This window comes from Paraburkholderia sp. FW306-2-2C-D06C, from assembly GCF_058781505.1.
This window is the reverse complement of the sequence record NZ_JBYSWU010000015.1, coordinates 115,187-138,255: the sequence shown is the minus strand read 5'-3', so window position 1 is coordinate 138,255 and position 23,069 is coordinate 115,187. Positions and strand designations below refer to the sequence as shown.

22 protein-coding genes and 1 pseudogene are annotated in these 23,069 nt (G+C 63.3%); 10 read left to right on the top strand and 13 right to left on the bottom strand.

From position 1 onward, the window contains the following. Positions 1-192 precede the first annotated feature (192 nt). A complete protein-coding gene (locus AC3WLT_RS14425) occupies positions 193-1,197 on the bottom strand; it encodes a LysR family transcriptional regulator (RefSeq protein ID WP_492592386.1) in 1,005 nt (334 codons plus the stop codon). A gap of 201 nt (positions 1,198-1,398) precedes the next feature. Here AC3WLT_RS14425 and AC3WLT_RS14420 point away from each other — a divergent pair, with 201 nt between their 5' ends. The 3 genes from AC3WLT_RS14420 to scpC all read left to right on the top strand — a co-directional run bounded on the left by AC3WLT_RS14420 (position 1,399) and on the right by scpC (position 5,654). Beyond that, a complete protein-coding gene (locus tag AC3WLT_RS14420) occupies positions 1,399-3,564 on the top strand; it encodes an FUSC family protein (RefSeq protein WP_492592385.1) in 2,166 nt (721 codons plus the stop codon). Between the two features lie 167 nt (positions 3,565-3,731). Beyond that, entirely contained in the window at positions 3,732-3,947 is a 216-nt protein-coding gene (locus tag AC3WLT_RS14415; RefSeq protein ID WP_492592384.1) for a hypothetical protein, read from the top strand. A gap of 192 nt (positions 3,948-4,139) precedes the next feature. Further along, a complete protein-coding gene (gene scpC / locus AC3WLT_RS14410) occupies positions 4,140-5,654 on the top strand; it encodes a succinyl-CoA:acetate CoA-transferase ScpC (RefSeq protein WP_492592383.1) in 1,515 nt (504 codons plus the stop codon). A 58-nt stretch (positions 5,655-5,712) separates the two neighbouring features. Here scpC and AC3WLT_RS14405 read toward each other — a convergent pair whose 3' ends face one another. Together AC3WLT_RS14405 and AC3WLT_RS14400 are read right to left on the bottom strand one after the other, a co-directional pair. Next, positions 5,713-5,967, bottom strand: a complete 255-nt coding sequence (locus AC3WLT_RS14405; RefSeq protein WP_492592382.1) for a GlsB/YeaQ/YmgE family stress response membrane protein — start codon at positions 5,965-5,967, stop codon at positions 5,713-5,715. A 162-nt stretch (positions 5,968-6,129) separates the two neighbouring features. Then, positions 6,130-6,837 carry an MgtC/SapB family protein gene (locus AC3WLT_RS14400; protein ID WP_492592381.1) on the bottom strand — a complete coding sequence of 236 codons (708 nt, stop codon included), beginning with the start codon at positions 6,835-6,837 and terminating at the stop codon, positions 6,130-6,132. Between the two features lie 638 nt (positions 6,838-7,475). Between AC3WLT_RS14400 and AC3WLT_RS14395 the strand changes: the two genes are divergently transcribed. After that, complete coding sequence (locus tag AC3WLT_RS14395) at positions 7,476-8,000, top strand: hypothetical protein (RefSeq protein ID WP_492592397.1); 525 nt, start codon at positions 7,476-7,478, stop codon at positions 7,998-8,000. Between the two features lie 129 nt (positions 8,001-8,129). On the opposite strand, the gene AC3WLT_RS14390 is transcribed toward AC3WLT_RS14395, so the two are convergent. Beyond that, a complete protein-coding gene (locus AC3WLT_RS14390; protein WP_492592380.1) occupies positions 8,130-9,293 on the bottom strand; it encodes a metallophosphoesterase in 1,164 nt (387 codons plus the stop codon). A gap of 363 nt (positions 9,294-9,656) precedes the next feature. Between AC3WLT_RS14390 and AC3WLT_RS14385 the strand changes: the two genes are divergently transcribed. Beyond that, a complete protein-coding gene (locus tag AC3WLT_RS14385; protein ID WP_492592379.1) occupies positions 9,657-9,986 on the top strand; it encodes a hypothetical protein in 330 nt (109 codons plus the stop codon). A gap of 23 nt (positions 9,987-10,009) precedes the next feature. Here the strand turns inward: AC3WLT_RS14385 and AC3WLT_RS14380 are convergent, their stop codons facing one another. Further along, positions 10,010-10,594 carry a malonic semialdehyde reductase gene (locus tag AC3WLT_RS14380; RefSeq protein WP_492592378.1) on the bottom strand — a complete coding sequence of 195 codons (585 nt, stop codon included), beginning with the start codon at positions 10,592-10,594 and terminating at the stop codon, positions 10,010-10,012. Between the two features lie 140 nt (positions 10,595-10,734). On the opposite strand from AC3WLT_RS14380, the gene AC3WLT_RS14375 reads away from it, so the two are divergent. From AC3WLT_RS14375 to yjfF, 5 genes are all read left to right on the top strand, one after another. Next, positions 10,735-11,334, top strand: coding sequence for an alpha-ketoglutarate-dependent dioxygenase AlkB family protein (locus AC3WLT_RS14375; RefSeq protein ID WP_492592377.1), 600 nt, complete (start codon positions 10,735-10,737; stop codon positions 11,332-11,334). A 319-nt stretch (positions 11,335-11,653) separates the two neighbouring features. Further along, positions 11,654-12,592 carry an ABC transporter substrate-binding protein gene (locus AC3WLT_RS14370; protein WP_492592396.1) on the top strand — a complete coding sequence of 313 codons (939 nt, stop codon included), beginning with the start codon at positions 11,654-11,656 and terminating at the stop codon, positions 12,590-12,592. 153 nt (positions 12,593-12,745) lie between these two features. Further along, a complete protein-coding gene (locus AC3WLT_RS14365) occupies positions 12,746-14,341 on the top strand; it encodes a sugar ABC transporter ATP-binding protein (RefSeq protein WP_492592376.1) in 1,596 nt (531 codons plus the stop codon). After that, positions 14,338-15,381 (top strand): ABC transporter permease, encoded by a 1,044-nt coding sequence (locus AC3WLT_RS14360; protein WP_492592375.1) that lies wholly within the window; start codon positions 14,338-14,340, stop codon positions 15,379-15,381. Before AC3WLT_RS14365 ends, AC3WLT_RS14360 begins: the two co-directional genes overlap by 4 nt. Further along, positions 15,378-16,484, top strand: a complete 1,107-nt coding sequence (gene yjfF, locus AC3WLT_RS14355; RefSeq protein WP_492592374.1) for a galactofuranose ABC transporter, permease protein YjfF — start codon at positions 15,378-15,380, stop codon at positions 16,482-16,484. Before AC3WLT_RS14360 ends, yjfF begins: the two co-directional genes overlap by 4 nt. A gap of 19 nt (positions 16,485-16,503) precedes the next feature. Here yjfF and AC3WLT_RS14350 read toward each other — a convergent pair. The 8 genes and pseudogenes from AC3WLT_RS14350 to mdcA all read right to left on the bottom strand — a co-directional run. Next, positions 16,504-16,698, bottom strand: a pseudogene (locus tag AC3WLT_RS14350) (MFS transporter); the annotation flags it as partial. 13 nt (positions 16,699-16,711) lie between these two features. Next, a complete protein-coding gene (gene mdcH / locus AC3WLT_RS14345) occupies positions 16,712-17,650 on the bottom strand; it encodes a malonate decarboxylase subunit epsilon (RefSeq protein ID WP_492592373.1) in 939 nt (312 codons plus the stop codon). Beyond that, complete coding sequence (locus AC3WLT_RS14340) at positions 17,650-18,414, bottom strand: malonate decarboxylase holo-ACP synthase (protein WP_492592372.1); 765 nt, start codon at positions 18,412-18,414, stop codon at positions 17,650-17,652. The genes mdcH and AC3WLT_RS14340 overlap by 1 nt, the downstream gene beginning before the upstream one ends. Further along, complete coding sequence (gene mdcE, locus AC3WLT_RS14335) at positions 18,414-19,229, bottom strand: biotin-independent malonate decarboxylase subunit gamma (RefSeq protein WP_492592371.1); 816 nt, start codon at positions 19,227-19,229, stop codon at positions 18,414-18,416. Before mdcE ends, AC3WLT_RS14340 begins: the two co-directional genes overlap by 1 nt. Further along, on the bottom strand, positions 19,226-20,119 hold the full coding sequence (locus AC3WLT_RS14330; RefSeq protein ID WP_492592370.1) for a biotin-independent malonate decarboxylase subunit beta: 894 nt from the start codon (positions 20,117-20,119) through the stop codon (positions 19,226-19,228). The genes mdcE and AC3WLT_RS14330 overlap by 4 nt, the downstream gene beginning before the upstream one ends. Beyond that, positions 20,116-20,430: a malonate decarboxylase subunit delta gene (locus AC3WLT_RS14325; protein ID WP_492592369.1), complete on the bottom strand. Its 315-nt coding sequence runs from the start codon at positions 20,428-20,430 to the stop codon at positions 20,116-20,118. Before AC3WLT_RS14325 ends, AC3WLT_RS14330 begins: the two co-directional genes overlap by 4 nt. Further along, complete coding sequence (locus AC3WLT_RS14320) at positions 20,418-21,401, bottom strand: triphosphoribosyl-dephospho-CoA synthase (protein ID WP_492592368.1); 984 nt, start codon at positions 21,399-21,401, stop codon at positions 20,418-20,420. Before AC3WLT_RS14320 ends, AC3WLT_RS14325 begins: the two co-directional genes overlap by 13 nt. Before the next feature lie 2 nt (positions 21,402-21,403). Then, positions 21,404-23,065, bottom strand: coding sequence for a malonate decarboxylase subunit alpha (gene mdcA / locus AC3WLT_RS14315; RefSeq protein ID WP_492592367.1), 1,662 nt, complete (start codon positions 23,063-23,065; stop codon positions 21,404-21,406). Positions 23,066-23,069: the final 4 nt, after the last annotated feature.

Genomic DNA, 23,069 nt, shown 5'->3' with positions numbered 1-23,069 from the left:
TGAAAGTAGGTCATCGTCAGGCTCCCCAGCAGCACCAGAAACCCCACCCAGAACGGTGGGGTTTCTGCGTTTACGGCTCCGGAAACCATCGCGGTTGAAAACACGCCCGATTTTTCCTTCCTCGCAGGGCCTTCCCCGTCGAAGCACATCCGCTGAAAACCCCGCGCACGTGCTTCGACCTTTCATTCTAAATCAATGTCCTGGCTGGCTATCGCTATCGGCGATCACGCCCGCCGGAACGCGTAGTACATCATCGGTTGCGAGCGCCTGGTCGACTTCCGCAAGCAGTGCTTCGTCGCGGGCAATCACTTTTGGCAGATGCGCACGCAGAAATTCGACCCATGTCCTTGTTTTCGCATCGATGAACTTGCGCGACGGATACAGCGCGTAAATATTCATCTTCTGCAGCGTATGCTGTGGCAACACGCGCACCAGCGTTCCGTCGCGCAAGCCTGCAATCGCTGCATAGAGCGGCACCATGCCGATGCCCATTCCCTCACGAATCGCCACAAGCAGCGATTCCGCGATATTGACCTGAACCGGTCCGCTTACCTCCATCATTTCACTGCCGTTAGGTCCATCGAGTACCCATTCATTCGGCGGAAAGGCCGGCGTATGCAAGATCAGACATTCATGATGTGCAAGATCGCGAGGTTCTTTCGGTGTGCCCCGGGCGCGCACATATGCCGGCGACGCGCACAAGATGCTGAATGTCGAGCCCAGTAGCAGCGACACGAGATCCGAATTGGGCAACGACGATGCGCCTACCACTGCCACGTCGCTGCTGCCTTCGAACAGATCGGGCATCCGCTGCGATAGTGTGAGTTCGACGCTCACCTCCGGATAAAGCGCCCGATAGCGCGAGATGGCCGGCAGCACGTAATGCTGACCGATGCTGGCAAAGCTATGCATGCGCAAAGCGCCGCTAGGCCGTTCGTGCGCACAACTTGCTTCTTCTTCCGCCGTATCGACGTCTGCAAGGATTTGCAGACTGCGCTTCAGATAACGCTCGCCCGCTGTGGTGAGCGCAAGCCGTCGCGTCGAACGGTTCAGCAGACGTGTGCGTAAATGAGCTTCAAGTTCTGAGACCGCGCGCGACATCGCACCAGTGGTTGAATTGAGCGACTGCGCGGCGGCGGTAAAACTACCGGCTTCGACCACACGCACGAACACTCGCATATTTTGCAACGTATCCATCGATCCTTCTATTTCACGGCAGAAGCCGTATTGTCCGCCTGTCTCGAAAGCTCATTGTTGTTCGTTCTGGAAGGGACGTTCCGCCCCCGTCCTCTTAATGCGTGCAATGCATGCTCCTACAATCGGCGCCTTGCCTGCCGGTGTGCGCGGTTTCTTCGCCGGCGCTTCTTTCAGCGACAAACCGGGGCGCGCTGCTTTCTGATGAAACGCCAACATGTGGTCAAACCGACGGCGGATTCCCGCCGACAGTGGGGCGCCATGTTGCAAGCGCTCGGTGTCGCCACCCGCGATTGGGCGAGCAGCGACGGTCTGATCTGGCTGCATCTGCTGAAAACCGTCACCGCGGGCCTGCTGGCGCTGGGTATTGCGATGCTGCTGGATCTGCAACAGCCGCGCATCGCGATGACCACGGTGTTCGTGCTGATGCAGCCGTTCAGCGGCATGGTGCTCGCCAAGAGCTTCTATCGGATTCTCGGAACCGCGGTGGGCACGGTCGCGGCACTCGTGCTCGGCGCGCTGTTCGTCCAGCAGCCCGAGCTGTACATGCTCGGCACGATTTGCTGGGTGAGCGCCTGTATCGCTGCAGCGGTCCGGTATCGGCATTTCAGATGGTACGGCTTTGTATTGGCGGGTTACACCGCCGCCTTGATCGGCATTCCGAATGTCACTGCGCCTCACGACCTGTTTCTGGCCGCGCTCACGCGTGCGGCGGAAGTGGCGGTCGGCATCGTGTGTTCGAGTGCGGTGAGCGCACTGATCGTGCCGCAGCGTTCGAGCATTGCGCTGCGGCGCGCGCTGCAAATTCGATATACGAATTTTACTGCGTTCGCTGCCGAGGTGCTGGGTCGCGGGCTCGAGCGTGGGCAGTTCGAACGGCGTTTTGCCGATCTGGTCGATGAAATTGTCGGTTTCGAAGCGACGCGCATTTTTGCCGCTTTCGAAGATCCTGCGATGCGCTCGCGCAGCCAGCATCTCGGCCGTCTGAACGGCGAATTCATGGACGCATGCGCACGGCTGCATGCGCTGCATCAGTTACTCAAGCGTTTGCGCGCAAGCGGGTCGCGGCTGATCGTCGACACCATCACGCCGTACTTTCGCGAGCTGTCGGCGTTGATCGCGCCACAGTCTGACGCAGTTAGCGATGCATCGCGCGTGGCCGCCCGTCTGCGAGTCTTTCAGACGACGCTGCCACGCCGCGTGCGCGAAACAAGGCGGCCTCTTGAAGCCGCGCCCGCTGAATCTCTGGCGGACTTCGATACGGCGGCGGAGCTGCTGTACCGGTTTGTCGACGAATGGATCGGCTATTCGGAGACTTACGCAGCGCTGGCGCAGCGCAATCCCGCGGGGCGGCACCGCTACGCGAGTCGCTATGTCAGCAAGACGAACGGATTTGTCGTCGCGTTCACCTTTGTCAGAGCAGCGGTGGTGATGGCGACCGTCGGCTGGATCTGGATCGCTACCGATTGGCCGAGCGGCGGTCTTGCGGTCATTGGTGCAGCGCTAGCGTGCGCGCTGACGTCCACCGCACCGAGCGCTTCGAAGATGGCCGTGCAGATGGCGGTTGGCGCCGCCCTTGCGACCATGACCGGCTATCTGTTCACTTGCTACGTTTATCCGAACGTCGACGGCTTTCCGCTGCTTTGCACGACGCTCGCACCCGTGCTCGCGCTCGGCGCGTTCATCGCGACACGCAAGCTCGAGTCAGGCTACGGCATCGGTTTTGCAGTGTTCTTCTGCCTGCTCGCGGGACCGGACAACGTCGTCACGTATGCGCCCGATCTGCTGATCAACAACGGTATAGCGGTCACCGCATCCCTATTGCTGGCTGCAATTGTCTCCGCGGTGGTCTTTCCGGCCGGTATGCCGTGGCTGACCGAGAGGATCAAGGGCGACTTGCGTGCCCAGGTCGTGTTCGCGTGCGAGGGCGAACTGCAAGGGCTCAATCAGCGCTTTCAGTCGAGCACGCACGACCTGACTTCGCAACTGCGTATGCTGCTCACACGGCACTCACGTCGTCGACGCGACGCTTTGCGCTGGATGCTGGTCACGCTCGAAGTGGGCCATGCCGTGATCGATCTGCGCAACGAAGTGGCCCGCGCGCCCTACGCGCGGGCGCTCCATCCGCGGTGGAGCAGCAGCCTCGAGGGGACCGCTGCGGATCTCGCGCGGCTCTTCGTACAACCGGACTCACGTGGTCTCGAACGCGCGCTCGTATCTGTGCGCTCGGCCACGTGGACGGCGCAGGACGTCCTCGAAACAGTTCATGCCGATCGCGATAAGCGTCACGACCTGCAACGCATCCTCAGTTGCCTGCATTTCATTCGCACAGCCTTGCTCGACAAGGACGCGCCCTTCAATGCGCGTTGAACGATGCGTCCGATCACCTGCCGATCGGATCCTTCTGCCGGATGGAAAGATCACTTTCGGGCAAGCCCGTTTATCTGGGCTGATGGCAATCATATAGTTTCATCACTGCCACGCAGTCCCCTAAGGGGACTTCCTACGGCGCGTAACCGTAAGTACTGGAGAACGAAATGAAAGCGTTGAAGATGGTCCTGATTGCCTGCTCTTTGTCCGCTGCAGCTGCTCACGCGCAAACTGCCCCTGCCGCGCCGGAGCAACAAGTTGCGCAAGCGAATGCGCCGCGCGCCAACAGCGTCGCTGCTCAAGGCCGTGCTGTTGCACCGAAGACCAAAGTTGAGGAATGTGTCGGTCCTGTGAGCTTCTGCAATATCTATTTCGGCAGCTAAGCAGCGCCGCACGTAACACGAGAAGTATCTGCAAGACAGGTCGTGAGCGTTTAATGCGCGACGAAACACCTGGCCGCGACGCCGTTCATCGTGACGCCGCGGCAGGGTGCAACAATCTGACTACTGGGCGAAGCACACCGTAGACGTGCGCACCGGTAGACTGGGCTGGTGATTATGGAGAGACTCAGTTTCATGTACGAAGACCGGATTCGTTGTGCCGCGTTGCGCGGAAAGATCACTTCAGCCGCCGAGGCAGCGCTGCTGATTCAGGACGGCATGCGTGTCGGCGCCAGCGGATTTACGCGCGCGGGCGACGCCAAAGCTGTCCCTGCTGCGCTCGCCGAGCGGGCGCGCCACGAAAGCAAACCGCTGCGCATTACGTTGATGACCGGCGCATCGCTTGGGCATGACGTCGACCGCATGCTGACCGAGGCGCACGTATTGGCGCGTCGCTTGCCGTTTCAGGTGGACAAGACCTTACGCGACGCGATCAATCGCGGCGAAGTGATGTTCGTCGATCAGCATCTGTCCGAAACTGTCGAGATGTTGCGCGCGAATCAACTCGGCGCGCTCGACGTGGCCATTATCGAAGCCGCCGCGATCACAGAAACCGGCGGCATTGTGCCGACCACCTCGGTCGGCAATTCGGCCAGCTTCGCGATCCTCGCGGAGAAGGTCGTCGTTGAAATCAATCTCGCCCAGCCGCTCGCACTCGAAGGGCTGCACGACATCTGGATTCCCGGCCGCCGCCCGAACCGCGAACCGCTGCCGATCGTCCGTCCGCAAGACCGCGTCGGCACGCCGGCAATCGAGATTCCGCGCGAAAAAATCGCTGCGATCGTCATTACCGATATGGCGGACAGTCCGTCCACGGTGTTGCCCGCGGATGAGGAGACCAAGCTGATCGCCGGTCATCTGATCGAATTTTTCCAGCATGAGGTGTCGCACGGGCGCATGCCCAGGAGTTTGCCGCCGTTGCAGGCGGGCATCGGTACGATTGCCAACGCGGTGCTCGCCGGCTTCGTCGATGCGCCGTTCGATGCCTTCGAAATTTACTCAGAAGTGCTGCAGGATTCGACCTTCGACCTGATGGACGCCGGCAAGGTGACGTTCGCCTCCGGTGCGTCGATCACGTTGTCGGCCGCGCGCCAGGCACAGGTGTTCGGGGAGCTCGAGCGTTATCGCGACCGTCTCGTGTTGCGTCCACAAGAGGTCAGCAACCATCCCGAAGTCATTCGCCGGCTCGGGTTGATCGCCTTGAATACCGCGTTGGAGTTCGACATCTACGGCAACGTGAATTCAACACATGTAGGCGGCACGCACATGATGAACGGTATCGGCGGGTCGGGTGATTTCGCGCGCAATGCGTCGTGCGCGATCTTTGCGACCAAGTCGATGGCCAAGTTCGGCCGCATCTCGAGCGTCGTTCCGATGGTGCCGCATTGCGATCACAACGAACACGACGTGGATGTGGTGGTGACGGAGCAGGGGCTTGCCGATCTGCGCGGACTTGCGCCGCGAGAACGCGCCACGCTGATCATCGAGAACTGCGTGCATCCGCTGTATCGGGATCTGCTTCGCGACTACTATCGCGACGCCTTGCAATGGGGTGGGCAAACGCCGCATCGGTTGGATCAGGCGTTCGCATGGCATACGCGGCTGCGTGACACCGGCTCGATGTTGCCGGCAGTGGAAGCGCTTCTTTAAGTAAGGCCGGCGTCAGGTGGTATTGGCTCCTGACGCCGCATGACATCCATTGCTGTGGTCAGGTACCGCGTCGGATGAGCCGGATAAGGAACAATAGAATGACCGCGCCGATCACGGCCGTAATGATCGAGCCGATCCAGCCGCCGCCGAGCGAAATATGCAGCACCCCGGAAAGCCAGCCGCCGATGAACGCGCCGACAATCCCGACAATGATATCGACGATCAGGCCGAAGCCGCCACCCTTGACGAGCACGCCCGCCAGCCAGCCGGCGATCGCGCCGATGATGAGCCATGCAATGATGCCGTGTTCCATAATCGAGACTCCATGGTTGAGTGTGAAAAATTCACGGTGACAGAGCTTAGTCGAAGGTTATGGGACAGTCCATAGTCAGGACGCGGATTTAACATTGTCTAAATCTATTGCAAGCTAAGTGTAGACGATACGAAGAGGTAAGGGGGCGTTATGCGCGGCCGGTCACTCCGGTGTCGGCTCCGCTTCCCGGGCGATCCAGCTGACGCTGGATACGCTCTTTTCCATGCTCATGCGGCTCGCCATCTGTTCCAGTTTCGATTGATCTTTCGGATGCAGTTTCAATGTCGCCGTGACGCGAATGCGTCCTGAATCGTCTTCGACGTCTTCGCTCGTCAAGCTCTGGAACGACAGCGGTGCCGAATACATCGAATTGGACAGGGCAGTACGAATATGAATCTCGTCAGCCTCCCGGCATACCACCGTCAGCACGTACTCGCGCACAAGGTCCGCGTTTGAAACCGGCGTCGCGTTGATAGTACGGCTGACTTCGCGCAGCACCGTGTTGGTCAGTAGCACGATCGCGGTGCCGGCGAGCGCCGGGCCGTAATGTCCCGCACCGCACAATACGCCGACCGCCGCCGAGCACCACAAGGTCGCGGCTGTGTTGATCCCCTGAATGGAACCTTTGTCGCGCATGATCACGCCGCCGCCGAGAAAGCCGACGCCGGAAACCACGTACGCAGCAATCTGCGTGATGCCGGCCGTGCCGTTGCCGGTCAGCACGCCGAGCGTAACGAACAGGCATGCGCCGCTGGCGACCAGCGTGATGGTGCGCAGACCGGCATTGCGTTGCCGCATCTGCCGTTCAAGGCCGATGGCGACGCCGCAGGCGAAAGCGGCGAGGAGCCGCCAGACGAATTCAAGTGTCATCGATAAGAAAGGTTGGTGCGCGTGTTCGCACATTGTGAAACCTACGCGTGACAGCAGCACGTATCCGGACGTGGACGCGCAGTAGCGGTCAGGCGTGACGACGCGCGCGAGCAAAGGCTCGCAGCGCGAAATGCAATGGAGCATCTGCACGGCATCGAGCCATGCGGCGCTTCATGGGCAGTACGAGGGGATAAACGACGTGCACCGTCTGGCCTCAAGGCAAGACGGCGACAGGCAAATTGCTGACGCGGAAATCTTGCCGATCAGGAGATCGGGCAAATCGAAGCTCGACTGGTACTACTGCTACTGTCCAAGATCGTGATTCCGGTTAAATGAACTGGGCGAATTTTAGGCAACTCTGCAAAGTTAAGTCAAGCCCGGATGAAGGCTTGCGGTCACGTTATCTTTTTGCAACCTTGGGGATATTTCTATGGCGAACTCGGATCTTTCTCCGCATAAATACGGACTCCGAATATTGACGGTGACCGTCCCGGAAAACACACTGTTTTGATGCTTCGGAACATGTCGTGCTGCGCCAGGCTGTTTTGGCGTTCAATCCGCGCTTCACTTCTCACGGCTTCGCAGAATGCTCTGTGCGACGTCATCTCTTTTCCGTTGTTCACCCAATTGAGGAATTTATGAAAGTTAAGGCTCTTGGCATCGTTGCCGGTGCGTTGATCGCAGCTGCACCGCTCGTGTCGTTCGCGGCCGGCTTGCCCGCGCCATTTGAAGGCAGCAGCACGCTGCAGGCGGCCGGCGTCGTGAAATCGGTGGATCAGGCGAAGCATTCGGTCACCGTGCTTGACGCGCAGGGTGCCGAAGCCTCCTTCAATATCACGGACACCAGTAACCTTGTGCAGATCAGGCAGGGCGGCAAAGTCCATATCCGGATGATGCGCAATGCCGTGGTCAGCGTGACGCGTAGTGCGGACGGGCACAGCACTACCGCTCAACCCGCTCAGGCGAACACGGCACAGAACGTGACCGCCGAGGTTCAGGCTATCGATCACGCCACCGGCGTCATGGCCTTGAAAGGTCCGAATGGGGCCGTCTTCCACATTCAGGGGCGTGAGCCGGCAAAGATCGCCAACGTGACGCCGGGCATGCAGGTATCGGTGGCGTACGCACCGCAGGTGAGCGTGGCGGTCGCGCCCGCTCAGTAAGCGGTAAGTCAGGCCGCAGTAAATCAAACTCAAGCGTCAAACTCAAGCGGCGCGCTTGCGCCGAGGCGCGGATGTCCTGTCAGGACATCCGCGCTGTCGTTTCAACGCAATGCTCCATGACGTGGCGCCTCAGTCAGGCTCGCCGGGCACGAGGCGCAGTCGCGTGATTTCCGAGGGCGCGCCCAAGCGCTTCGGCGGCCCCCAATAGCCGGTGCCACGGCTCGTGTAGACCCACAGTCCGTTCAGGCGCGCGAGGCCGGCCGTGAACGGCTGCTGAAAACGGACGAAGAAATTCCACGGGAAGAACTGGCCGCCATGCGTGTGGCCGGACAACTGCAGCGTGAAGCCTGCTGCTGCGGCCGCTTCCGCGGAGCGCGGCTGGTGGGCGAGCAGCACCTTGATCAGCACGTCGCCCGGTGCGCCGGCAAGTGCCGCGACCGGGTCGCTGCGATGCAGCGGGTCATGATGGCCTGCCGAGTAATCGGTCACCCCGGCAATCACGGCGCGTGCGCCGTCGTGATCGACGATCACGTGCTCGTTGAGCAGAACGTTCAAACCCAGACGCCGAAACTCGTCGATCCATGCGTCAGCGCCGGCGTAATACTCGTGATTGCCGGTCACCAGAAAGGCGCCGTGACGCGCGCTGAGTCGAGCCAGCGGCTGCGTGTGCCTGGTCAACTGCGGCACGCTGCCGTCCACGATATCGCCGGTTACGGCGATCAGGTCCGGCTCGAGGCGATTCACTGCGTCGACGATCGCATCCACGTAACGCCGTTTGATGGTCGGGCCGACGTGGATATCGCTGATCTGGACGATCGTGAAGCCCTCGAGCGCCGCCGGCAAATCGTCGATCGGCACGTCGATCGTCACGACCCGGGCGCGGCGCCGCGCGTTGAACAAGCCGACCAGCGTCGAGATGAACGCGAGCAATGGCACGACTGCTGCCGAGCCGGTGCGCCAGTGCGCCAGTGCGATGGTGTTCGGCCAGATTGCATCGACGGTCAGCAGCGACGCCAGACCAAGATCACGCACGAAAGTCAGCACGAGCAGCGATGAGAAGAAGCCCATCGTCAGCAGGCCGACCCACGCGAGCCGGTCACTGAGCGGTTGTTGTCTGACCGTGCGCGCCAGCACGCCGAGCGGAATCAGAAAAATCGACAGCACCAGCCACAACGCACACAGCCATCGGCCGGCGGCATTGATCGGCAGATCGGGAATCAGGCGGAAACCGACGTAAATGTGCAGAAGAATGCCAATCAGGATGACGCGAACAAGAAACGATGAGCGGCGCATAGAGAGGATAGAGGCGGGAAGAGACCGGACACGGTCGGAAGAACGGCGGCGGCTCGTCAGTTCGTCGGTTCGAACCAGAAACTGGCTGGCAGCCGGTTCATTCTACTGGCATGTGCTATCCCTTGCCGGACGTGTCAAATTTGCTCCCACGGGTGCGAGCGAGGTCACAGCCGTTGCCATAAACGACTCCCGCAATACAGCATCCGCCGCCCGTTCCAGGCCGGCCGTTCGACCTAATTAAACGGGCTTTGAGTTGTCTTCGCGCGTGGACTATTCTGGAAGAGAACCAGCTTGTTTCAGGGGCGTCGCGGCTCAGTGGCGGTTCGGTTGATCGCCGGCAGAGGGCGAGGCAGGAGATGCATGATGAAACTGCTCAGATCGGGTAATCAGGCACGCCACGCACATCACGCGCATCACGTTGGATATGAGGGAAGCCACGTGATGCTGCCGCTGGTCGCCATATCGTTGATGGCAGTCGGCTTGTACTACGGCGTGCGCGACATCGACATTTCCGAGCTGGGACGAAGTGCGTTGTTCGATGTGGTGATGGTCTGCGTCGCGCTCGGCATTGCCGGCTTGTTCGGCGTCATCGGCGCATGGTTGCGTTCCAATGGCGACGACGCCGAAGAAGGTTTCTGTTTTGTCGGTGCGGTGATCGGCGTAGTGGTGTTCTACGTGGCGCTGTTCACCTGAACGTACCGGCATGGTCAGACCGTTCAGACAATCCGCGCCACTTCGTCGAAGGTGAAGCGCGGGCTGCGGGGAAACAGTTTCGACGCGTCGCCGTAGCCCAGATTGATCAGGAAATTCGATTTCACTGTCGTGCCGGCGAAGAAGGCTGCGTCGACCTTGGCAGCATCGAAGCCTGACATCGCGCCCGTGTCCAGACCGAGCGCGCGCGCCGCGAGAATCAGATAGCCGCCTTGCAGCGTCGAATTGCGAAACGCGGTGTCGGCGATCGCTTTTTCGTTGCCGGCAAACCAGCTGCGCGCGTCGGCGTGCGGAAACAGTTTCGGCAGGTATTCGTAGAACGCCATATCCATGCCAACAATTACTGTGACCGGCGCCGCCATCGTCTTTTCGAGGTTGCCGGCCGACAGCGCCGGGCGCAGCTTCTCCTTTCCTTCCGGCGTTTTGACGTAGACGAAGCGGCCGGGGCTCGAATTGGCCGAGGTAGGGCCGAGCAGCACCAGTTCAGTGAGTTGCTCGAGCAAGGCGTCGTCGACCGGTTTGGGCTGCCAGCCGTTATGCGTACGCGCCTCGCGAAAGAGTTGATCGAGAGCCTGGTCCGAAAGAATCATGATGGTGGTCCGCTAACGTGAAGAAAATCGCATGACAGCGCAAGCCGCGTGGGTGAGCGGTGCCGTCGCTGCCACCATAATAGTCAACAAGGTTCTCACACGAGCACGCGGCGCGTGCGCAATCGCATTCAGGCAATCTCATGGCCGATCTTTTCAATGACCTTCCGGCGCCCGACGTCGACTGGTATCCGGACTGGCTGGCGCCCGAAGCCGCGGCGCACGCGCTGGCACAACTCATCGGCGAAGTCGAATGGCGCCAGGACATGATGGGCACGCCCGCCGGGCGCGTGCCGCTGCCGCGGCTGACCGCCTGGCAAGGCGAACCGGACGCGGTCTATGTTTACTCGGGCATTCGCAACGTGCCCCAGCCGTGGACCCGAACCGTCGCCGAACTGAAAGCTGCCGCCGAGGCCACCTGCAACGCCCGCTTTAACAGCGTGCTGATCAATCGCTATCGCAGCGGCGCCGACAGCATGGGGTGGCACGCGGACCGCGAGCCTGAGCTAGGCATGCGGCCGATCATCGCCTCGATCAGCCTGGGCGTAGCGCGTACGTTCGATTTGCGGCACAACAGTACCGGCACGGTGCAGTCGTTCTCGCTGAAGGGCGGCAGTCTGCTGGTGATGAGGGGCAACACGCAGGCGGAGTGGCGGCACCGCGTGCCGAAAGAGCCGAGCGTCGCCGGCGAGCGAATCAATCTGACATTCCGTTGGGTGACGCCGCGTACGACGAGCCGTTAGACGAAGCGGCCGCGGAGCACTTAAGCGCATAAAAAGCACGTCGAAGGCGCTGCTCGTCAGTCAGCGCGACTCGCGTGACAACGGTGGTTCTCGTCTCGGCGCCACGGCCGATATCGTCCACTATACCGAAATTGGTATCGCCAACGCCAATCATATGATTGGACGGTTAACGCCCCAGACACTACGCTACATCACGATCCACGCTCCGAGACAGGCCGGAAGCGGCGGGCGGTTCGATGGATCGCCACACAACAACGATCAGGAGACAGACATGGCGAATACACGACGCGCCGCATGTCGTGCGTTAGGCGCGCTCGCGATGTGCGCGGGCATCGGAGCACTGACGCTGACAACACCGGACGCTTACGCGCAAGACAAACAGATCACGCTCGGTTTCGCGCAAGTCGGCGCTGAAAGCGCATGGCGAACGGCCAACACCGAGTCGGTGAAATCCGCGGCTGCGGACGCGAAGATCAAGCTCAAATTCTCGGACGCCCAGCAAAAGCAGGAAAACCAGATCAAGGCGATCCGTTCCTACATTGCGCAGAAAGTGGACGTGATTGCGTTCTCGCCGGTCGTCGAGTCGGGTTGGGAGCCCGTGTTGCGCGAGGCTAAAGCCGCGAAGATTCCGGTGATCCTGACCGACCGCAACATCGACGTGAAAGACACCTCGCTATACGTCACGATGATCGGTTCGGACTTCATGGAAGAGGGCCGGCGCGGCGGACATTGGCTCGCGGATCACTTTAAAAACGATCAAGGTCCTATTAACATCGCGGAACTTCAGGGAACGGTCGGCTCCGCGCCTGCCAACGACCGGCACTCGGGTTTGATCGAAGTGATCAAGAGCGATCCCAAATTCAAGATAATCGCCTCGCAGAGCGGCGACTTCACGCTTGCCGGTGGCAAGCAGGTGATGGAGGCATTTATAAAAACTTATGGAAATAAAATAAATGTAGTTTATGCGCATAACGACGATATGGCGCTCGGCGCCATCCAGGCGATGGAAGAGGCCGGCATGCACCCCGGCAAGGACATCACCGTCGTCTCGTTCGATGCGACCAAGGGCGGCTTCCAGGCGATGGCCGCGGGCAAGATGAACGTCGACGTGGAGTGCAGCCCGCTGCTGGGACCGCAGCTGATGTCGGCGGTCAAGGACGTGGTGGCAGGCAAGCCGCTGCCCAAGCGCATCCTGACGGAAGAGACCGTCTTCCCGATGAGCGTCGCGGCGCAGACTCTGCCGACGCGCAAGTACTGAGCACTCCATCGGACCGAGGCAGGACAAAAGCGAAGTACGGGCAGCTTGCAAGGGATTCTCCAGTGGTGCCTGACCGCCTGGCTGTTTCGGCAGCGGGCGGTCTCTTTTCCGCGGACCTTGCCAAACCAACGCACCACCGATCGAGCGAGGTCTATGACGCACCCCGTTTCCGAACCGAATCCGTCAGCCGGTGGCGCAGTTGAAGGCGCCGCCTCGAACGAACTCGAGCCCATTCTGGCGACCGCCGGCGTCAGCAAGACGTTTCCGGGTGTCAAAGCGCTGCAGCGAGTCGACTTCCGGCTGTTTCCCGGCGAGATCCACACACTGATGGGGCAGAACGGCGCCGGCAAATCCACCTTGATCAACGTGCTGACCGGCGTGGTCGCGCCTGATGCCGGCACGATCCGGCTCGGTGGCGAAACCGTGGCGTTTGGGTCGCCGCAGGAGGCCGAAGCGGCCGGTGTGCGCACGCTGTATCAGGAGGTGAATCTATGCCCGAATCTGTCGGTGGCCGAGAACATCTTCGCGGGCAGGCAGCCAAAGCGCTTCGGCGCGATCGATTGGCCCGGCATCAAACGCCGCGCACAATCGGCGCTCGCGCGTCTGGACGTGACGCTCGACGTCACCAGATCGCTCGAAGCCTACCCCATCGCCGTACAGCAAATGGTGGCCATAGCGAGAGCGCTGTCGGTCGATGCACGCGTGCTGATTCTCGACGAGCCGACCTCGAGCCTCGACGACGGCGAAGTCGCACAGCTTTTCAAAATACTTCGGCATCTTAAGCAGTCGGGCATCGCGATTCTGTTCGTCACGCATTTTATCGAGCAGACCTATGCCATCTCCGATCGCATTACCGTGATGCGCAACGGCGAACGCGAGGGCGAATACCTCGCGCGCGATTTGCCCGCCGATCAACTGGTCGCGAAGATGGTCGGCCATGAGCGCATGAGCGCGCGGCTGCGCGAAGCAGCCCACGAAGGACGTGAGGTACACGAAGGGCCGGCGAGCAGGCAGGCCGTTCAGCCGTTCGTCGAACTGCGCGGCGTCGGGCGGCGCGGCACGCTGCAGCCGATCGATCTCGACGTGCAGCCGGGTCAGATTCTGGGTCTCGCCGGTTTGCTCGGCTCGGGCCGCACGGAGACCGCGCGGCTGCTGTTCGGCGCCGACCGCGCCGACAGCGGCACGATCGTGATCGAAGGCCGCGCCGTGCGGCTGCGTTCGCCGCGCGATGCGGTCCGTCACGGCATCGGTTATTGCGCGGAGGATCGCAAGAAGGAGGGCATCGTCGCCGAACTGTCGGTTCGCGAGAACATCCTGCTGGCCTTGCAGGCGAGGCGTGGCTGGTTGCGCAAGATCAGCCGCAATCGCGCGCGCGAACTGGCCGACATGTGGATCGAACGGCTCGGCATCAAGGCAACGGACGCCGAACAACCCATTGGCCTTCTCTCCGGCGGCAACCAGCAAAAAGCGCTACTGGCGCGCTGGCTCGCAACCAATCCCAAGCTGCTGATTCTCGACGAACCCACGCGCGGCATCGATGTCGCGGCGAAGTTCGACATCATGGATCGTTTGCTGGCGCTGTGCGCGAACGGCTTGAGCATTCTGTTCATTTCGTCGGAGATCGGCGAGGTGCTGCGGGTGAGTCATCGTGTGGTGGTCCTGCGCGACCGCCGCAAGATCGCCGAGGTGGCCGGTCAGGCTTCGAACGAAGACAACATTTATCGACTCATCGCGGGGAGCGGCGAATGAAGCTATCGAACTGGTTCGCTCGCGACGGCGCGGAGCGTCCTTTGATCTGGCCGTGCGTGACGCTCGCGCTGTTGTGCGTGTTGAATCTGTGGGTGAATCCGCATTTTCTGTCGCTGCGCATGCTCGACGGGCACCTGTTCGGCGCGCCGATCGACGTGTTGAATCGCGCCGCGCCGCTGGTGCTCGTCGCGACCGGCATGACGCTCGTGATCGCGACACGCGGCATCGACATTTCGGTCGGCGCGGTGGTGGCGATTGCCGGCGCGGCGGCGGCGACGATCCTGGCGACGCAGCCCGTGCCGAGTGCCGGCCTGATCGCGCAGGCGTTGATGGCGGCGCTGATCGTCGGCGTGCTGAGCGGGATGTGGAACGGGTTGCTGGTGTCGTTCGTCGGCATGCAGCCGATCATCGCCACGCTGATCCTGATGGTGGCGGGCCGTGGCATCGCGCAACTGCTGACCGCCGGGCAGATCATTCCGATCGGCGCACCGGGCTACCTGTTCGTCGGCGGCGGTTATTGGCTGGGCGTGCCGTGTTCGGTGTGGATCGCGAGCGTGGCCGTGCTGGCTACCGCGGCGCTCGTCGAAGGCACCGCGCTCGGGCTCTTCATTCGCGCGATCGGCGTGAATCCGGTGGCGACGCGGCTCGTCGGCTTGCGCTCGAAAGCGCTCGTGTTCGCGGTGTACGGCTTCGCGGGATTGTCCGCTTCGATGGCGGGCATCCTCATCAGCTCGAACGTGCGTAGCGCCGACGGCAACAACGCCGGCCTGCTGCTCGAACTCGATGCGATTCTCGCAGTGACGCTCGGCGGCACATCGCTCCTCGGCGGACGCTTCAGTCTCGCGGGCACCGTACTCGGGGCGCTGATCATCCAGACGCTCACTTACACAACCTATTCGATCGGCGTGCCGCCCGAGGCGACGCTCGTCGTCAAGGCGGCCGTGGTGCTCGCGGTGAGCGTGATCCAGTCGCCGGCGGCGCGCTCGCTCGCCATGTCGCTCGGCATGTCGGTCATCAAGCAGCGCGGGGTGGCGCGATGAGACGATTCCTCGACGCCTGTGCCCATATCGTCGATCCGCGCACGCTGCCGATCGCCGTCACGATCCTGCTGTTCTGCGCGCTGTTCGGTTTCGGCTCGGTGATGTACACCGGCTTTTTCTCCTGGCAAGTGCTGCTCGACTTGCTGGTCGACAACGCGTTCCTGTTGATCGTCGCGATCGGCATGACCTTCGTGATCGTGTCCGGCGGGATCGATCTGTCGGTCGGCTCGGTGGTGGCGCTGACCACCATCGTCGAAGCGGTGCTGGCCGAGCGCGTGCATCTGCCGGTCTGGCTGATCGTGCCGATCGTGTTGCTGATGGGCACGGTGTTCGGCGCGATGCAGGGCGCGCTGATCCACTTCTTCCGCTTGCAGGCGTTCATCGTCACGCTGGCCGGCATGTTCTTCGCGCGCGGCCTGTGCTTCCTGATCACGACGCAGTCGATCACCATCACCGATCCGGCTTTCCAGAAGATCTCGGCGTTCCGCCTCGATATCGGCATCGGTTCGGTCACGGCCAACGTGCTGATCGCGTTCGTCACGCTGATTGCGGCGATCTATGTCGCGCATTTCACGCGCTTTGGCCGCAACGTGTATGCGATCGGCGGCAATGCGCGCTCGGCGTTGCTGATGGGCTTGCCGGTCGCGCGCACGCGGATCGGCGTGTATGCGCTGAGCGGTTTCTGTTCGGCGCTTGGCGGCGCGGTGTTCACCTTCTATGTGCTGTCCGGTTATGGCTTGCAAGGGCAGGGCATGGAACTCGACGCAATTGCCGCGACGGTGATCGGCGGAACCTTGCTGACGGGCGGTGTCGGCTATGTGATCGGCTCGCTGTTCGGCGTCGGCATTCTCGGTACGATCCAGACGCTGATTACCTTCGACGGCACACTCAGCTCGTGGTGGACCCGCATCGTGATCGGCGCGTTGCTGTGCGCGTTCTGCCTGCTGCAACGGCTGATCGAGCGGCATGCGAAATCGGTGCGCCGGCCGGGGGGCACGGGAGCGGTCGTGACGCCCGGGCGAGAAAGCGGCCGCGGTCGCGGCGACATGGCGGCGTCCGATTCGCATGCAATCGGACGCGCGCCGGAACAGGCGTCGTTGTAGTGCGACTCGCGATGGCCTCTCACGCGTTCAGCTGGCGTCCTTTGGTTTCCGGCAACGTCAGCGCGGCGAGGATCACGACACCATACGCCGCGGCGGCAAACACGCCGATTGCGTGACCGAGCGTCATCGTCTGTGAGACGTAGCCGATCAGGAACGGAAAAGTCGCGCCGACCGCCCGGCCGAAGTTGTAGCAGAATCCCTGGCCCGAGCCGCGGTGATCTATTCTGCTATTGCTCGCCGGACGCGAGACGCCGCCGCACGGTCGCGACCAGATTGTCGAACGAGAATGTGCTCGCGGCCAGCGCGGCTGTGTCCGGAAAGTTCTCGCGCGCGATGTCCGTCAGCACCTGGCCCGGCGGCGCTTCGACCAGCACGCGGGCGTCCATTTCCAGCATCACGCTGAGCGCGTCGAACCAGCGCACGGTGTAGCGCATATTGGTCGCGAGATCGTCGCGGACGGCCTCCGCGGTGTGCAACGGCCGGCCGCCACGATTGCCGACATAGGTGCTTCGCGGCGCGCGAAAGGGCACATCCTGCGCGTAGGCGACCAGTTCGTCCGCGGCATGCGCGAGCAGTTCGCAATGCGACGGCACGCTCACGTCAAGGCGGATTGCGTTGCGCGCGCCTGCCGCCAGGGCGCGCTCGATAAACGTGTCCAGCGCGCCGTTCGCGCCAGCCATCACGATCTGACGCGGCGCATTGACGTTGCCGATATACACACGCTGCTTGTCTTCATCCGCATGTTGCGCGGCGAGTGTTGCGATGCGATGTTCGGTCAAACCCGACACGGCCGCGAGACCATAGCCAGATGGATACGCCATCTCCATCAATTCGGCGCGCTTACGAACCATCCTCAATGCGTCGTCGAAGCGAACCGCGCCGCAACTGACCGCCGCGGCATAGGCGCCGACCGACAGGCCCGCGCCGATCTCCGGCGTGAGTTGTTCGTCCGCGAGCGCGCGCGCAAAGGCCACACCCGCCACCGTCAAGCCGACCTGCACGGCGACGGTCGAACGAAGCGCGTCTGGAGTGTCTAGCGTCAGCACATCGATGCCAAGCGTCTGAGACGCTTCGTCGAGCGTTTCGCGCACTGCGTGGTGTTGCGGCAGACGATGCAGGAAACCGCCGGTCTGCGCGCCCTGGCCGGGAAACAGAAGGGCAAGCATCAGGCATCGCCGTGAGCAGGCGCCCACGGATCGGCAATCAGTTGCGGGCCTCGTGCGTGCCGCGCCATCACGCGTGTCTTGCCCGCCGCCCACTCGGCCAGCGCGACGCCGCCGGCGGGTGTCTCGAGTTGCACATCCACGCGAATGCCGGCGCGTTGCGCGTGCGCCTGCAACTGGTTTCGGATCTGAACGGCGGTGTCGTGCGAGAGTCTTTCCGGCGTACGAATCAGCAGATCCAGATCGCTCGATGCAGTGACGGTCGGCACCTGCGTCGCCAGTTCGAAGCCGGTGCTGCCGGTCGGCCCCCAGATGAAGTCGGCTAACGCGCCGGACATGTCGTGCTGCAACGTGGCGAGGGCAGCAAAAGCAGCCAACGTACTGCGCTCGGAAGCAGGCCGGCATGTCGCCAGGGACTCCGGCGCGATCACGGTCTCGATATCGCTTTCGTGCGCCCATGCGCCATAGCGCTGCGATCGCTCCGCACCGCGCAGACCGATCGCCACGAAACCTTCCGCAGCCGGTGCGCGCCTCACGACTGCATACGGCGCACGTTCGAAGGCTTCGCGCACCCACGCCGGTTCGCCGTCAAACGGCTGCAAATGACGCAGCCGCAGCAGATCATGCGGCCGCCAGCGCCTGTCGTGATCCAACACGTGATCCAACACGTGATCCAACACGTGATCCAGCACGTGATCCAGCACGTGATCCAGCACGTGATCCAATACGCGATCAGTTGCAAACGGCGGAGCCGCACACGCTCGCATCACACGGAGTCCCATTGTTCGGCGAGGCGCCGCCGCACTTCGATCGACGCCGCGCGGTTCTGTTTAGCCGCCGCCGATTCCAGCCGATGCGACAGATCGCGGCTGCCTGCACGCGCGCTGCGAACCGAGTCCGTCAACACCTGGCGAACGCGTTCGATCTGCGCTGCATCCGGTGCATCCGCGTCGATGCCTTCGATCAGTTGATCCAGCAGGCCCAGTTTGGCGAACGAGGCCATCGAGTACGACATCGGCACGATGGTTTCGCCGAGCGCGTCGAGCGCTTCGACTGTGCGCCGCGTGACGCGCGCGGCCGCTTCCTTGCCCATTGCGTGAACCATGGTGCCGGGCGCGTCGAGCGCGACGATCCGGTTGGCCTGATAGCCGTGCGCGAGGAACGCGCCCGACATGGCCGGTCCGACGATCAGCGCGATCACCGGATGCCCGGCGGCGCGTGCCGACGCATAGGCATCCACGGCTGCGGCGCAGGCGAGGTGAATGCCCAGCATCTCCTCGCGATAACCGTACGCCTGGCTCTTCACGTCGACGATCGCAACGATCGGGCGGCGCGTGCCGCGTGTTTCGTCCTGCGCGATGGCGTCGCGCACTGCACGCGCGAGCAGCCAGCCCTGTTCGAGGCCGACGACGTTATCGGTCGCGCGCGGAAAGCGGTTGCCGGGATCGGGGACGACCGCGATGAAACGCGCGGTCTCGTCGCCGAGGGACGCATCGCCGCTCAATACCGGCGCCTTGCCGGACGGCTCTCCTGCCAGCGCGCGGAACCAGCGCGCGCCGCGGCTGAGGGGGGTGTCGCTCATGCCTGCTCCTTGCACGCGGTGTCCGGGTTGCGCGGGTTGTACACCGCACGCATCGTTTCCGGCGTGACGCTGGCCGGATCGATCTGCGCGAGACGCTCCAGAAACGTGTCGACCTGTTCGCTGCGATGCGCGGCCGGCAGTCCCTGCGCGAATGCTGAACGCACCGCGGCGCGCACCGCGTCTGCGTCGTCGTCGACCAATTGGTCCGCGAGCGCCGTGGCTGCCCGTTGTTCGCCGCCGATCAACTGCCACACGTGGCGGCGATCGCTCGCATCGAGTTCCTCGATGCCCGCTTCCTGTTCGATCACTTCAGGGCCGTTCATGCCGAGCCGCCCTTGCCTGGTCACGACCAGATACGAGCACAGCGCCGCGGCGAGCGACATGCCGCCGAAGCAGCCGACCATTCCCGCGATCACGCCGACCACTGGCACATGCCGGCGCAACGCGACGATTGCGGCCTGAATCTCGGCGATCACCGCGAGGCCGAGATTGGCTTCCTGAAGCCGCACGCCGCCGGTTTCGAACAGCACGACAGGCCGTACCGGTTTGCCGCGCTCGCAATCGCGCAAAGCCATCTCGAGCGCGGCGGCAATCTTGCTGCCCGACACTTCGCCGATGCTGCCGCCCTGGAACGCGGACTCGATCGCGGCCACCACGGCCGGTTCGCCGCCGATGGTGCCGCGCGCGATCACGCAGCCGTCATCCGCCTGGCAAACGACGCCTTGCAGCGGCAGCCACGGCGACTCGATCCTGTCGAACGGACCGAGCAACTCGCGGAAGCTGCCCGCATCCAGCAGCGTGCGGGCGCGTTCGCGCGCCGGCTGTTCGATGAAGCTGTCGCGCAGCATCGGCGCGACGCCCGTTGCAGCCGCTGTAGCAACGGTGCTCATGCGTCGTCTCCCTGTTCGGCGGCTTCGACCGCTTCCGCGAGCCGCAATGCCACGACGCCGGGTGTTGCGCCGAAGTCGTTGATTTCGATGTGCGCGGCGCCGTCGTAGCGCGTGAAGAAGCGGTCGAGCACGCTCTTCCAGATATGGCTGTAGCCGTCGACGCTGGTGCGCACGACCACATGCGCGGTCAACGCCGCGGCGCTGTCGGCCGGCGACAGCAGCACTTCAAGGTCGCCCGAACCGACCACGCCGACATGCGCGCGGGTCGTGACGGCGCGTTGCGCCGGATAGTCGAAGGTCAGATGTTCCATGAGACTGGGCTCCCGCCGGCGTCGCGAGGCGCCAGCATGTCGAGAAAGAGGGTGGCGGCGAGCAGATCGGCTGCGCCGCCGGGCGATGCATTGAGCGAAAGCAGTTCGCGTTCGAGCGCGGCGAAGGCGGCGCGGCCGGTTGCGGTCGAACTGCCGCCCGCGTCGAGGACGCGGCGCGCGCCGCGTTGTCCGGCATGCAAGCCGGGCAGGCCTGCGCGATGCAGCAGACAGGTATCGTCGAGCGAGGCCATGATCGAGAGCAGGGCGTCGACGCGCGCGGCGTCTTCGCCGATGCCGCGCGCGCGTGCCGCCCACAACGCGCACAGGCCGACGTCGACGACGTGCGGAAAACCGTCTTGCGCCTCGCGGCGCGCGCCGCCGACCTGGTAGCGCTGACGCACGCGTTCACCGTGGCTCTCGGCGGGCGCGGCGAAACGATCGGGGAAACAGGCGATCTGCGCGGCGCGTTTGCAGATGCGCGCCGCCGTTAAAGCTGCTGGGCCGCCCGCGTCGGCCGCTCCGCCCGATCCACACGCGCCCGCCACCAGCAAGCCGACGATCCAGATCGCGCCGCGATGCGCATTGCTGCCGCCGGTGGCGCGCAGCATGTCCTGCTCGCCGGCGCGCCCGATCTGCGCGAGTTCGGCGCGCAAAATTGCGGACGGCTCGCGCCGCCGCGATGCGCGCGCGAGCGCCGCGAAGGTCGGCTCGAGCGAACCGGCGGAACGCAGCATGATGGCCAGATCGAGGTCGCGATGCGCGCCGCTGCCGCGCCGGTCGACGAGCGCGGGTTTCGGCGTGAGCTGCGCCTCTTCGATCAGCGCGGTCACGGCGAGCCGGGCAAGCCCGGCATCGTCGGAAGCGCTCTCGTGTGGCGGCTCGATGCGCGGCTCAGCCCTTGCCGGCCAATCAGCGCACGTGGCAAGCCCGGACGATGCCTGCGCGCGCTCGAGCAAAGCAGCGGGCGCCATCGTCACCAACTCCTGAAGCGCGCAGGCGGCGCGTAAAGCCCGCCCGACCACGCCACCAGATCGTCGATGCTGCGGGCGGCCAGCAACGAACGCTTCGCTTCGCCGCGACGAATGCCGAGATCTTCCGGATACGCAACGATGCCGCGACGGCGCAACTCGGCCGTCTTCTCCGGCTTCGCACGCAGGCCGATCGGCGTCACGCCCGCCACCGCCGCCAGCGCCGCGCGCCGTTCGTCGAGACCTTCGGCCTTGTGCAAATATGCGATGCCTTCCTCGGTGACCACGTGGCTCACATCGTCGCCGTAGATCATCACCGGGGCGACCGGCATGCCGCTTTGCGCGCCGACCGCGACCGCGTCGAGTTCATCGACGAAAGTCGGCTCGCCGCCTTTCTTGTACGTTTCGGCCATTTGCACGACCAGCTTCTGTCCGCGCGAGACCGGCCCCTGATCCTTCAACAGCTTGAGCCATGCTTCGCTCGAATGACGCCGGCCGTGCGGATCGTGACCCATGTTGGGCGCGCCGCCGAAACCCGCGAGACGCCCGCGTGTCACCGTCGATGAATTCGCGTCCGCGTCGATCTGCAGCGTCGAGCCGATAAACAGATCGACGCCGTATTGCCCGGCCAGCTGGCACAGCACGCGGTTCGAACGCAGGCTGCCGTCGCTGCCGGTGAAGAATACGTCCGGCCGCGCTTCGATATACGCCTCCATGCCGACTTCGCTGCCGAAGCAATGCACGCTGTCGACCCAGCCCGATTCGATCGCGGGGATCATCGTGGGATGCGGGTTGAGGGTCCAGTTTCGGCAGATCTTGCCTTTCAGGCCGAGCGATTCGCCGTAAGTCGGCAGCAGCAATTCGATCGCCGCGGTGTCGAAGCCGATGCCGTGATTCAGCGACGTCACGCCGTACGGTTCATAGATGCCGCGAATCACCATCATCGCGGTGAGCACCTGCAAGTCGCCGATGTGCCGCGGATCGCGTGTGAACAGCGGTTCGACGGCAAACGGCCGATCCGCCTGCACGACCACGTCGACCCACGAACCCGGAATGTCGACGCGCGGCAGTTCATCGACGATTTCGTTGACCTGCACGATCACGATGCCGTGCCGGAACGCGGCGGCTTCGGCGATGGTGGGCGTGTCCTCGGTATTCGGGCCGGTGTACAGATTGCCGTGACGGTCGGCCTTGTCCGCGCACAGCAGCGCGACGTGCGGCGTCAAGTCGACGAACATCCGGGCGTACAGCTCGACGTACGTGTAGATCGCGCCGATTTCCAGCTGCCCGTCTTCGAGCAGTTGCGCGACCCGCAGGCTCTGCGGACCCGCAAAAGAGAAATCGACCTTGCGCGCGATGCCGCGCTCGAACAGCGTCAGATGTTCAGGACGGCTGATGCTCGAAATCAGCAGATGCACGTCGTGAATCTTCCGGGCATCCACTTTGGCGAGCGAGCGCGACAGGAAGTCGGCCTGCTTCTGGTTGTCGCCTTCGAGCGCGACGCGGTCGCCGGGGCGAATCAGCGTTTCGAGTGCGTCGACGATACGGTGGGTCGGCAGTACGCCGTCTTCCAGCCACGGTGCAATGGCGGCGAGGCGGCGGTTCTTCTCGTCGCGGCGGGTGGTCCATGAACGGGTTGGGGGTGACGCTTCGGCGGGTCGGTTCATCGGC